The organism is Burkholderia sp. Bp8998 (assembly GCF_003854235.1).
GTDB lineage: Bacteria > Pseudomonadota > Gammaproteobacteria > Burkholderiales > Burkholderiaceae > Burkholderia.
Genome location: NZ_QTQF01000001.1, coordinates 38,069 through 50,961, shown reverse-complemented (window position 1 = coordinate 50,961; position 12,893 = coordinate 38,069). Strand labels below are relative to the sequence as shown.

Here is a 12,893-nt window from a genome sequence, read left to right as displayed (position 1 = left end):
TGCCCGGACGGACGTCAAGCCTTGATGAACTGAAGCAGGTCGGCGTTGATTTGATCGGGATTCGTCGACGCCATCCCGTGCGGAAATCCGGGGTACACCTTGAGCGTCGCGTTCGGCAGCAACTTCGATGAAAGCAATGCGGAATCCGCGATCGGCACGACCTGGTCATCATCGCCATGCATGACCAGGGTGGGCACCTGAATGCGCTTGAGGTCGGCTGTAAAGTCCGTCTCGGAAAACGCCTTGATACAGTCGTACTGAGCTTTGGCACCGCCCATCATCCCTTGCCTGAACCAGTTGTCGATCAGGCCCTGGGAAACCTTCGCGCCAGCACGATTGAAGCCGTAGAACGGACCGGAAGGTACATCGCGATAGAGTTGGGCTCGATTGGCCAAAAGCGCCTGCCGGAAAGAATCGAAGACCTCGACTGGCGTTCCGTTCGGGTTCGACTCGCTTTTCACCATAATGGGTGGAACAGCACCGATGAGAACGGCCTTGGCTACCCTACCTTTGCCGTGCTGGGCGACATAGCGGGTGACTTCGCCGCCTCCGGTCGAATGCCCGATGTGTATCGCATTTCTCAAATTCAACGCCGTAGTCAGCTCCGCGACATCTGCGGCATACGTGTCCATCTCGTTGCCGCTCAGCGTTTGAGTCGAACGCCCGTGTCCTCGTCGGTCGTGGGCAATCACGCGGTATCCGTGGGCAAGGAAGAACAGCATCTGTGCATCCCAGTCATCAGCAGAAAGTGGCCATCCATGATGAAACACGATGGGCTGACCGCGCCCCCAGTCCTTATAAAAGATTGTGGTTCCATCCTTCGTCCTGAAGCTTTTCGATGCCCCTCCGGGATACGAGGCCGTCAATGCCTCCGCTGCTTTTGCCACCGTTACAGGCAACGCACTGGCGGCGACGACCGTCCCGATTGCCTTCAGGAACCCACGTCGAGGCAAAGATGTAGAAATCCCGGTTCCCGCTACAAAGTTTTCCATTTTTTCGTCACCCGTGTCGTTCAGAGAGAATGAGCGCTCGCGCCCGGTAACCCCACCCTGGGTCAGGTTCAAAAGCACGAGCGCCGCGTGCGCTGTTCGCGCCCATTTGACGATACCCAGTCTCGTCGGCGCTGTCCTTCTGCTGCCCTGACCGGACCTGAAAATGCCGCGATGGGTGTCGAGATCCGACAATTTGCTCGTCAGGCATCGTCGAGCAGTGCGAAGCGATGGTCGCGCGACGAATTCAGGCGACCACGGTATTAAATCAGGCAAGAATCCAACCACGTGAGCTACGATGGAAGCGCGGTCGACAAGACAGGAGGCTGCAATGGCCGGTCATCTCATTGGCACCCCGCTCAAGCCCATGCATCGCATCCATCTCCGCACGACCCAAAGCAGAATGGCGCCATGACCGCACCATCGGACCTTCCAGAGGCATTCTCCTTTGGCCAAACCGTCGTGGTGCGTTCACGCCGCGAACTGACGCATGCAGGTACGCGGGTCGAGATTGGCGGACGCGCCTTCGACCTTCTGATCGCGCTGGTAGAAGCGCGAGGCATGCCTGTCAGCCGGGATGCGCTGCGAGCGAATGTCTGGGCGGGCCGAGTCATCGAGGGAAACACGGTGGAAGCGCGGATATCAATTATTCGACGAGCGCTTGGAGGTGACAAAGACGCAATTGCGACAATCGAAGGGTTCGGCTATCAGTTCGTCGCAGAGATCACGCCGGTAGATGCGAACTTCTTCGGGCTCGCGCAGCCCTCTTTGCATCGCGCAGCATCCGGGAAGCGTTCCGTGCCACCGCCGGCGTCGAAATTGATTGGTAGAGAGCGGGAGCTGGCCGCGGCTACCGCGATAGTCGGAAATCATCGCATCGTCACTTTCGTCGGTCCGGGCGGAGTGGGAAAGACCAGGCTCGCCTTCGAGGTTGCCCGACATTTGACTTCAAGGTATGCGGGCGGCGTCCTGTATTCGGAACTCGGCGCGATATCCGAGGCTACAACGCAACTATTCGAGGGCATCGAGCGGGACTTCAGCTCGAACCCTCAGCTACTGGTACTGGATAGTTGTGAACACCTCATCGAGGGTGTCGCACACGCGATCGAGCGCTTTCTAAGCGTTGCCCCCTCCCTGACCATCATCGCGACCAGCCGGGAAACGCTTCGTATCAACGGCGAGTACGTGTTCAGAGTCACCCCGTTAGAAGCGCCGACACGTCAAAATCTTGCCGACGCGCGCGCCTTGGGTTCGGTACAGATACTTGAACACTTCATTTCTTCACGGATAGAGGAACCAGACCTCCCCGCCGCGGTTGAAATATGCCGGCGCCTCGACGGCATTCCCCTCGCGCTCGAGTTGGCGTCTGCGTGTGTCCCGGCGCTCGGACTTGGCGGTGTCGCCGCACAGCTCGACGACCGTTTTACGCTTCTTACGCGCGGAACGCGCACCGCGGTGCCACGCCATCGAACATTATTGGCGAGCCTCGACTGGAGTTACAAACTGCTCGACGAAAAGCAGAAGGTCGTTCTGGAACGTCTCGGTCTTTTTGCGGGCCAGTTCACTCTGGATGCCGCACAGCACGTTGCCGCGGACGGCACTCTGACCATCCAGGACGTGCTCACTGGAATTCTGGACCTCCAGAAGAAATCGCTGATACACGTAGGCACGTGTGATACGAGACGAGTGTTCGAATTACTCGAATCGGTGCGTGTACATGCACAACTCAAACTCCGCGAGCGTGATGATTATCCGATCTTCGCCCGAGCGCATGCGCGATACGTGCTTGCGGCCCTGCCATCAGCAGGCTCACCCGATGGTGATATTTCCATCCTCGACGACTTGAGGGCGGCGGTCGATTGGGGACTCGCGCCCGGTGGCGACACGGCCATGGCAGTCGATTTGATCATGGCGAGCACGGCCGTGTTGATACGCGCTTCGCTGCTCGATGAATGCATCGAGCAAATCGAACGAGCGCGGGAAGCCATCGCCACGCGTCCCGATAGTCAGGAGCTGGCCCAAAAACTCGGCACGGCCCGGGAAATATGCCAAGCCAGGCAACTTGCGGCGCGTAGCCGCATCCATCGCCCGATTTAGCGAATCGCCTCACATCCAGTTGACCGCAACCAGACAACTGCCATGATCTTTTACCACTCGAATCCGGCGCTCAAGCGCGAATCGACTCAAGCATGGAACGCGACTACCGGGTGGCCGCTATGCCGTGCGCCGAATGTGCCTATCCTGGCCTGTCCCCGCACGCACGTCGACCAGATGTGTTTTCGCTATTTCCATGATTTGATTCGACAACGCCGAATCGTCCACTATCCGGGACATCGTGACCGCACCAATCATGGTCGTCAGGGTGTAAATCGCAGCAGCGCGTGCCGATTTGCCATCCATGTGCGAATAGCGCGTCGCGATGAGGTCGACAAGATTCCCGAAGCCCTGGGTTGCGATCCGGCGCGTCTCGGCATCCGCACGAGCAAGCTCGCTACCCATCGCGACGAAGGGGCAGCCAGCCAATCCCCCCTCGTTACAGTCGGAGGACAGGAAGCTCTCCAGATGCGACAGGAAACGCCCCTGTTCCTGGCCGGCGACAGACTCAGCCGACCCTACGAGGGATTCGAGTGTGACCGCGCACGCTTCAGCCACGAGTTGTTCCTTCGATTCGAAGTGACGATAAAACGCACCGTGGGTCAGTCCTGCTGCAGCCATGATTTCAGCTACGCCAGTCGCCCGAATGCCGTTCCGTGCAAAAGTCTGCGCCGCCACCTCGACAACCCGAGCCCGCGTCGCCGCCGTATCTGCCTTCGATCGCTTCATGTGCTCCTTCCTCCTTCCATTCGCCTCGACCGCGCCCGCGGACACGGCATCTCCCGCTCCTCCTCATCATCATAGCAAATTAGATGATGACTATTATCTAAACTTGACTTTTTAGATGATGAGTCTTATCTTTACCAACGTTTAGCTTCACCCCATCATCTAAACGTGCTTAGGCACCGGCGCGACCGTGGCAGCTGACAGCGCAGCGCTGTGTGTCACATCCAGCGGTGCATATGTCCCGCAGCTTGATTGAGGAATACGATGAACGAGAACTTCGAACGCTCCGAACCTGATTCCGCGGCTGCAGGCAAGTCGCCCAAGCCACGTCTTCGGGCCAGGATCGGGGCCGCGGCTGCCCTCCTGGTTGTCCTGGCGGCCGGCGCGACAGCGATGCATGCGAATGAGCGGTCGACGACGATGAAAGTAGCCGCTCCATCCGGTCCGGCCGTTGTGGTGAGCGCTCCCCTGCAGCGAGCCGTTGATACGCGCCTGAATTTTCTCGGTCAGTTTTCTGCCATCGAACGCGTTGAAATGCGCGCACAGGTCGGTGGCACGCTGACGCGTATCCATTTTGTGGACGGTGCGATCGTTCATAAAGGAGACCTGCTGTTCGAAATCGACCCGGTTCCTTACGAGATCAAGGTGCGCGAGGCGAACGCTCAGCTCGACAGCGCCAAGGCCCGGCTGGAACTGGCGACGCGGGAATTGACCCGCGCAGGCGTCCTCAAGAGCACCGATGCGGGCACCGCGGAGAATGTCGAGCAGCGGACCGCTGAAAAGATGGCCGCCGCCGCCGCGGTAGAGAACGCGACCGCACGAGTACGAGACGCGCAGTTCGACCTGGGCCACTGCCGTATCACCGCGCCATTCACCGGTCGAATCGGCAACCACCAGGTGTCGGTCGGGAATCTCATTGCGGGCAGCCGCGCCGCCAGCAGCCCGACAACGTTGCTGGCAACACTCGTTTCGCTCGACCCGATGTACCTCGATTTCGACATGAGCGAAGGAGATTACATGGCGTTCATGCGGGAACGCGCGAAACAGCGAAACAGCGCCGCAAACAGCGTCGACATCTCTCTCAGCGACGAAGTCAGGTACACGCGGCAAGGCACCCTGAACTTTGTCGACAACGCGCTCGACCGCTCGAGCGGAACCATTCATGCCCGAGCAATCGTGTCGAACAACGACCTGCTGCTGACTCCCGGTGGCTTTGCGCGCGCGCGCCTCGCCATTTCCACTCCGCAGGCAGCTTTGCTTGTGCCGGACGCCGCTGTGCTGCAGGACCAGTCAGAACACATCGTCCTGACCGTTGGCCCCGACAACGTGGTTACGCCCAAGCCCGTGCAACTCGGCGACCTCCGCGATGGCCTGCGAGTCATTCGCTCGGGGCTCGCACCGACCGACAAGGTCATCATCGACGGACTGCCTGCCGCTCGCCCGGGTTCGAAAGTGACGCCCCACGCGGGCGCGATTGCCATGGCCGACCAAGGTTGAGGACGGTTCCAATCATGAAACTCGCTCACTTCTTTATCGACCATCCCCGATTCGCGGCGGTGCTCAGCATCTTCATCACGCTCTTCGGGTTGGTGACGCTGAATTTCCTGCCGGTGGCTCAGTACCCCAACATCGTGCCGCCGACAGTTCAGGTGACGACCGCCTACCCCGGCGCGTCCGCGGACACCATTGCTCGCACCGTTGCCACGCCACTCGAGCAGGCCATCAACGGTGTGGAGAACATGGATTACATCAGTAGCCAATCAACGAGCAACGGCGCCCTGAGCATCACGGTGACGTTCAAGGTTGGTACCGACATGAACGTTGCTCAGATGCTCACGGAAAATCGCGTACAGGACACGCTGTCGCGACTGCCGGAAGATGTTCAGCGGCAAGGGGTAACCGTCAAGAAGACTATCCCGGCCGTGTTGCTGGGCATTCATCCGTATTCGCCCGACGGGTCGCGCGACGCGCAGTACATCTCAAACTACATGATTCTTCACGTGAAGGATGAAATTGCACGGCTCCCCGGCGTATCGGACATCACCACGACAGGAGAACGCCAGTTTGCGATGCGCGTCTGGATTGATCCCGACAAGGCAGCCATTCATGACATCAGCGCGGCACAAATCCTCGCGGCATTGCGTGCGCAGAATGCCCAGGTGTCCGCCGGCACGGTCAATGACCCGACCGTCCGCGGCAGCGGTGCATACCAGATCAGTATCGAAGCGCTTGGGCGCCTCACCACGCCCGAGCAATTCGAAGACATCATCGTGAAGTCGGACAATGATGGACATGTGACGCGCATCCGTGACATCGGCCGTGCCGAATTGGGCTCGTCGGACTACGGAACACTGGCATATGCGGACAAGAGTCCGTCGGCGTCTTCCTGGGTCTATGCCATTCCAGGCTCCAACGTCGTCGCCGTCGAGCATGAAGTGCTCGACAAGATGAAGGAACTCCGCAAGCGCTTTCCTCCGGGCCTGGACTACAAGATCGTCTACGACCCGACGACGTTTGTGAGCCAGTCGATCGACGAGGTCATCAAGACGATCTTCATCGCGATTGTCCTCGTCGTCGGTGTCGTCTTCGTATTTCTCCAAAGCTGGCGAGCAACGATCATCCCCGTGGTTGCCATTCCCGTTTCGCTGATGGGGACGTTCACCATCCTTGCGGCATGCGGTATATCCATCAACAATCTTTCTCTATTCGGTCTCGTCCTTGCCGTCGGCATCGTGGTCGACGATGCCATCGTCGTGGTGGAAAACGTCGAGCGAAACATGCGCCTGGGAATGTCACCGCTTGAAGCCGCGCACCGGACGATGGACGAAGTATCGGAAGCCCTGATCGCCATCGCGCTCACCCTGTGCGCCGTGTTCGTACCGGCGGCATTCATCACGGGAATCTCGGGCCTGTTCTTCAAGCAGTTCGCCACGACAATCGCCGCATCGACGATCATCTCGTGCTTCGTGTCGCTCACATTGAGTCCTGCACTGTGCGCCATCCTGCTGAAGCCGCATGCGGGATATCACGCGCATACCGAACCGCGAGGACGATTCAACCGCCTCGTGCAACGTGGCTTCGGCAAATTCAATACCGCGTTCGAGTGGCTGTCGTCAAACTACGGAAGGATGACAGGGCGCTTCGTTCGTGCAACGTCGGTCGTGCTCATCGTGTATGCCGTGCTGATTTCCCTGACGGGCTTCCAGTTCTCCAGAATGAGCACGGGCTTCATCCCGGAACAGGACCAAGGTACCCTCGCGGCACTTGTCCAGTTGCCGCCGGGTTCCAGTCTCGAGCGGACAGACAAGGCCGTGAAGGAAGTCAACGACATCATTCTCTCGACGCCGGGAATCGAGCATACGTCGCCCCTCAGTGGCTTTGACGTTACCACCGGAACAAACGCACCCAACACCGGCACCGTGTATCTTGGATTGCCGTCGCTCTATGGTCATCACATTCCTGGCGTCAACGCGGCAGAGATGATCAAGCGTCTGCGCGAGCGTCTGAAGGTCGTCAACGATGCTTTTGTTCTCGTCGTCCAGCCGCCGCCGGTCCAGGGCCTCGGAAGCCCCGGTGGATTCAAGCTGATGCTCGAAGACCGCGGCGGTGTAGGGCCGCAAGCCCTGGTCGACGCAGCAAAGGCGCTTGTCAACGCGGCGAACAACGACCCTGCCTTTGCAGGCGCATTCACCTTGTTCAACGTAGGCGCGCCTTCTCTCTACGCCGATATCGACCGGGTGAAAGCAGAGAAGGTTGGCCTCACGCCGACGGACGTTTTCTCCACGCTGCAGCTCTACATGGGTTCGCAGTACGTCAACGACTTCAATTATCTGGGCCGGACCTTTCAGGTCTTTGCACAAGGCGACTCGCCATTCCGACAATCGCCCGAGGATATTCTTCGCCTCAAGGTTCGCAATGCGTCAGGCGAAATGGTACCGGTCGGCACTGTAGCGACGCTGCGCGAACGGACAACGCCTTATCGCGTGCCCCGCTACAACCTCTATCCCGCAGCAGAAGTACAAGGCATCGCAGCACCGGGGGTCGCTTCCGGCGTCGCGCTCAAGCGCATGGAGGAACTCGCCCGGCAAGTGCTGCCTCCGGGCGTCGCGTTCGAATGGACCGACCTCGCCCACCAGCAGCAATTGCCGCATACACCGACGTTGGCGATATTTGGGGCGGCCGCGCTTTGTGTATTTCTCGTGCTCGCCGCCCAGTACGAAAGCTGGAAGATGCCGCTTGCGATCGTACTCATTGTTCCGATGTGCCTGTTGGCATCGTCGACGGGGCTTCATGTGCGGGGCATGCCAATCGACATCCTTGCGCAAATCGGCTTCGTCGTATTGGTCGGGCTCGCGGTCAAGAACGCAATCCTGATTGTCGAGTTTGCGCGTCAACGAGAGCATCACGGCGACGAGACTGAAGATGCTGCGGTCAGTGCCGCCAAGACTCGCCTGCGCCCCATTCTGATGACGTCGTTCGCGTTCATTCTTGGCGTCGCGCCACTGGCCGTCGCCACCGGCGCCGGCGCGGAGATGCGTCAATCGCTGGGAACCGCAGTTCTGTTCGGCATGATGGGCGTGACCGTCTTCGGGCTGCTGTTCACGCCGGCAATCTATACGTTCATCCGCAATTTCAACAATCGAGACGCGAAAAAGACGTTGAGCCGCGAGCTTTCCGGTGGGAGCGCACAATGAAGCGCATTCGATCCTTGACGACGAAAACGACCATCGCAAGTGCGTTGCTCGGGCTAGCGGTAGCGGGTTGTGCAGTCGGCCCGGATTACGTTGCGCCGAAACCGGGGCTTGCGGCCTTCCACAATACCGGTGCGGCGTCCGGTCCGCAAAGCCGGCCGGGGCCGTCGCTCGACCAGTGGTGGCGCGCCTTCGATGACCCCATGCTCATCGAAGTGGTACAACGCGCCCTCGCTCAGAACCTCGATCTGGCAGCATCGCTCGCGAGGGTGCAACAAGCGCGTGCCGCAGCTGCCGGCGCGGGTGCCGACCTGCTGCCTACGGTCGATTTCGACGGCTCCGCGACAGCAGAGCACCAAAGTACACGAAGCCCGACAGGCAAGCTCGCGTCCAGCTTGCCAGGCTACTCCCGTACGAGCCACGAATACACTTTGGGGCCGGCGGCCAGCTGGGAAATCGACCTGTTTGGCGGGTTGCGGCGTGACGCCACGGCCGCGCGCGAAGAAGCGCAGGCTGCGGAAGCCGACCAGGCGGGCGTCCGCATCACCGTCGCCGCGGACGCCGCGGACGCGTACCTGCAAATTCGCGGTTATCAAGCCCGACTCGGGGTTGCCCAGGACCAGATTGAGACGGACAGGCGTTTGCTGCAACTCGTCCATGACCGATACGACGCGGGTTCTGCAACCGGAAGAGAGGTGGCACAAGCAGACGCATTGCTCAAGCAAGCCATCACCACCGTTCCTCCGTTGCGCATCGGGCTCGAGAAGCAGTTGAATCGCCTCGACGTCCTGATGGGGGTACAGCCAGGCACCTACGCGGGTGAGCTTGGGACACCGCACGACGTCCCCTCCGTGCCGCCGATACCAAGCGATCACTCGCCTACCGACATGCTGCGTCGTCGACCCGACATCATCGCAGCCGAACGCAGGCTCGCTGCTTCAAATGAACGCATTGGCGCAGCGATATCAGACTACTATCCGAAAATCTCGCTATCTGGCGCACTCGGTCTTGATAGCGTGGGCACGAATCATATGTTCAGTGCCGCTGCCTTCCAGGCGGTAGGCGGCGGTGCCTTACGCTGGCGGCTTTTCGACTTCGGCAAAGTCGACGCGGAAGTGAAGCAAGCCAAGGGAGCCAACGCCGAGGCTCTGGCTATCTATCGCCAGTCCGTGCTGCACGCTGCCGAGGACGTGGAGAATGCTCTCGTTACCTTTTCCCAGACTCAGATGCGTCTGGCAGAAATCCAGGACCAGATTGAAGCACTGACGAAAGCGCGTGACCTGTCTGAGCAGGCGTATCGCGCAGGGTCAATCACGTTGACGGACGTTCTCGATGCCGACAGTCAGTTGCTCTCCGCGAGAGACACGCTCGACGCCAATCGCGCGGATGCCGCGCGGGCCGCGGTGGGTGTCTACCGGGCATTGGGCGGTGGTTGGGAACCAGACACCCAACACCTGACAGCGAGCCGATAGAGACCACGGCGATGGACAACTGTCGCTGTGCCGATGTGTGCCCGGATTGCCGGGCTGATCTCTGCTGGTCAAACCGCTGGAGGTACTCTCCCCGTCCGCTCGAGTTTTTTTCAGGTTCCATGCAGGTGCGGAACAGGACGTCTGGGGCGAAATCTCTTACGGTTACAGATGCGCCGCCCTGAAACCGACAACTTCATCATATGGAGGATAAATTGACCGCACCTGTCACCATCGGAGGAATAGTCGCTCCGGACTCGGCGTTGACGCGCAGCGCGGCCTCGCTCGTCGAACGCGTTCATTCAAAACCCATTCTGAATCACGTGCATCGCACATGGTGGTTCGCGGAATTTCTCGGTACGAAGCGCGGGCTCAAGTACGACCGCGAACTCGTCTACCTCGCAACCTTGCTGCACGACCTCGGGCTCACCGAAGAATTCGGTGCCGACCAACGCTTCGAGGTTGACGGCGCTGATGCCGCCAGTCGATTTCTCATCGCGAACGGCTATGCCGAAGCGAAGGCCCGGTTGGTCTGGGACGGAATCGCTCTGCATTCCAGTGCCGGCATCGCTGACCGCAAGCAGGCAGAAGTTGCGCTCGTGTTTCTCGGCGCTCATGTCGACGTGCTCGGCTTGAACTTCGAGGCGCTGACACCCGCCTTCGTCGATGACGTTCTGTCGATCTATCCCCGCGAGGGCATGAAGGCCGCATTCATGCAGGCGCTTGCCGAGGTTGTTCGCAAGAAACCGCATACCGCCGTTGGGACAGGACTTGCAGATATCGGGCGTCGGCACGTCCACGGCTTCGACTGCCCGAATGTGTGCGACCTCATCGACAATGCGCCTTTTGACAGCTGAATACCGATGGCACGATGGAGGCCGGAAGAAGGACCGCCCCTCGATCTGAGCCATCGCACACATCGAGGGGCGGACAGGGCAGTCGTGGTACGGACTTGTGCGACTCACTCTCGATGAGAAACCGCTGCCAATGCCATTTCCCGAAACAGAGCCGCTTCAGCTTTCCCCACCCTTTCCTCAAAAGCCTGTTGGGCCGCTTCCCAATACGGCTTCGCCTGGGCAAGCTTTCTCAAACCCGCCTTCGATGCCACCAGCGTCACCGCACGGCCAAGCTTCTCCGCTCCATCGCAAACATAGCCCGCCTCGCGCATGGGCTTCAGCGCGCGAACGAGTGTCGTCCGCTCCATCTCCATCTTTCGCGCCAACTCCGCGACGGTGATTCCCGGCCTGAACTCAAGCAGCGACAAAATCGAGAACTCCGATGAAGTAATACCGGCGGGTTCAAGATAACTTTCATAAATGCGAGTCACGAATCGAGCACTCCGCCGTCCGGCTAACGCATAACAGACGTCAGGACTATCGAGGTCCACTGATGTTGACGTTCTTCCCGGCTTCTTCATCACGCGTTCGTTCCATTCAGGCGCGTAATGGTAGCAGAGCGCCAACGGCCCTTACGCGACCGTTGGGTCGATGTACGCCGAATGCTTCGAGGACAGTGTCTGCTTCAAAGCGCGCGTTGGCTCGTCGGCCAGAATCTCACTCTCGCCCGCTTCCAGTGCATCGTACGTTTGACGGGCGACATCCGCAGGGTCGCTCTTCGGCACATCGAAGCCTCTCGTGAGATCCGTATCCATCACGCCAACATGAAGTCCCAACACCTGAATACGCGCTTCCGCCAAAATCGCCCGGATATTGTTCGTATAGCTCCAGGCAGCAGCTTTCGACGCTGCATACGGTGCGAGAAACGGGACGACTCGCCAAGTGGCATCCGACAGCACGTTGATGATCGCGCCGGTGCCGTTTTTCGGCAGCGACGACTGGAACGCACTGGTTACGCGCATCACGCCGTAGTAGTTTGTCTCGAAAAAGCGACGCGCCTGTTCCGCAACGTCTTCGGAGAATGGATCGCTCGTGACTTCGGCGATGCCGGCGTTGTTGACCAGCACCGTGGTATCCGCTGCAATCCTGGCGGCCTCCGCAACCGAGCGAGCATCCGTTACATCGAGCTTGACCGCGGTAACGCCGGGCTCATTGAAGCTATCCGGATTACGCACGCCTGCGTACACCTTCGCTGCGCCTCGAGCCACTGCCTCGCGCACAAATGCAAGCCCAAGCCCACGACTTGCGCCGGTCACAAACACAACTGCACCTTTGATACTCATAGCTGACTCCCAGGCTGATTAAAAAACCAAGTCCATGTCCGGCAACCAAGCCGTCATGCTGGAATTCACTTCCTCAAAGACAGAAAAACCCATCACCGATCTCCTCCCGCAAGACCGAATCCAGTTGCCGAGACAGATGCATGGCCGCATCGAGCGGCTCGAACGTAACACTGACGTGCGGCACACTGCCGTCTTCAGCGCGCTCGATGACCGCCGTGCCGCGAATAGCGATTCCGTCGACCAGAACTGCGTCGTACTGCAGCAAGGTACGATTTTCGACGACGCCCAGGAACGTCGGCGTCTGGGTTTGATACAGCGCCCCAACGGCTGCAATGACACTTTTGATACGCTCGCGGCCCGATACTGGCTGGCGCAGCAGCGTGCTCGAAAGGATGGCGTCCTCGGTGAGATCATCAAGGAACGGATGACGATCGCTGTTGTTGACTGACATGGTTGTACTCCTATCAATACAAATCGGAATGGCTCAGGCACGCAGAACACAACGAAACTCCACATCACCCTCGCCCCATGGGTTGAAATTTACTGTGCAATTACACACGAATCAATGTTATCGGGACAAACTCACTTGTCCGCATGCGGCAACAATCGAACGGCTCGGAACCACCCGCGACAGTCACGGCTCGCAGCACTGCTGCCATGCATGGTAGCCCCGTCCGGCCGCGTCTCGGCCACTTTTCCCACAATTTCAGTTCGGCTCAGTCGTTTTCAGGGTTTGGTTCGATAT

The 12,893-nt window shown here is 59.6% G+C and carries 10 protein-coding genes; 5 read left to right on the top strand and 5 right to left on the bottom strand.

The genetic code is table 11. The annotated features are described in order from the left end of the window. Positions 1-14: 14 nt before the first annotated feature. Positions 15-992, bottom strand: a complete 978-nt coding sequence (locus DIE06_RS00215) for an alpha/beta fold hydrolase (RefSeq protein WP_409364479.1) — start codon at positions 990-992, stop codon at positions 15-17. A gap of 408 nt (positions 993-1,400) precedes the next feature. On the opposite strand from DIE06_RS00215, the gene DIE06_RS00210 reads away from it, so the two are divergent. After that, positions 1,401-3,086, top strand: a complete 1,686-nt coding sequence (locus DIE06_RS00210) for a winged helix-turn-helix domain-containing protein (RefSeq protein WP_124659624.1) — start codon at positions 1,401-1,403, stop codon at positions 3,084-3,086. Positions 3,087-3,203: 117 nt separating this feature from the next. On the opposite strand, the gene DIE06_RS00205 is transcribed toward DIE06_RS00210, so the two are convergent. Then, entirely contained in the window at positions 3,204-3,812 is a 609-nt protein-coding gene (locus DIE06_RS00205) for a TetR/AcrR family transcriptional regulator (protein ID WP_124659623.1), read from the bottom strand. Between the two features lie 261 nt (positions 3,813-4,073). Between DIE06_RS00205 and DIE06_RS00200 the strand changes: the two genes are divergently transcribed. The 4 genes from DIE06_RS00200 to DIE06_RS00185 all read left to right on the top strand — a co-directional run bounded on the left by DIE06_RS00200 (position 4,074) and on the right by DIE06_RS00185 (position 10,826). Then, entirely contained in the window at positions 4,074-5,306 is a 1,233-nt protein-coding gene (locus DIE06_RS00200; protein WP_124659622.1) for an efflux RND transporter periplasmic adaptor subunit, read from the top strand. Between the two features lie 14 nt (positions 5,307-5,320). After that, on the top strand, positions 5,321-8,503 hold the full coding sequence (locus DIE06_RS00195) for an efflux RND transporter permease subunit (RefSeq protein ID WP_124659621.1): 3,183 nt from the start codon (positions 5,321-5,323) through the stop codon (positions 8,501-8,503). After that, positions 8,500-9,972 carry an efflux transporter outer membrane subunit gene (locus DIE06_RS00190; protein WP_124659620.1) on the top strand — a complete coding sequence of 491 codons (1,473 nt, stop codon included), beginning with the start codon at positions 8,500-8,502 and terminating at the stop codon, positions 9,970-9,972. The genes DIE06_RS00195 and DIE06_RS00190 overlap by 4 nt, the downstream gene beginning before the upstream one ends. Before the next feature lie 212 nt (positions 9,973-10,184). Continuing rightward, positions 10,185-10,826, top strand: coding sequence for an HD domain-containing protein (locus tag DIE06_RS00185; protein WP_124659619.1), 642 nt, complete (start codon positions 10,185-10,187; stop codon positions 10,824-10,826). A gap of 104 nt (positions 10,827-10,930) precedes the next feature. On the opposite strand, the gene DIE06_RS00180 is transcribed toward DIE06_RS00185, so the two are convergent. From DIE06_RS00180 to DIE06_RS00170, 3 genes are all read right to left on the bottom strand, one after another. After that, positions 10,931-11,296, bottom strand: a complete 366-nt coding sequence (locus tag DIE06_RS00180) for a MarR family winged helix-turn-helix transcriptional regulator (RefSeq protein ID WP_260433498.1) — start codon at positions 11,294-11,296, stop codon at positions 10,931-10,933. Between the two features lie 141 nt (positions 11,297-11,437). Next, entirely contained in the window at positions 11,438-12,148 is a 711-nt protein-coding gene (locus DIE06_RS00175; protein ID WP_124659618.1) for an SDR family oxidoreductase, read from the bottom strand. Positions 12,149-12,221: 73 nt separating this feature from the next. Beyond that, a complete protein-coding gene (locus DIE06_RS00170) occupies positions 12,222-12,599 on the bottom strand; it encodes a hypothetical protein (RefSeq protein WP_124659617.1) in 378 nt (125 codons plus the stop codon). Between the last annotated feature and the right edge of the window lie 294 nt (positions 12,600-12,893).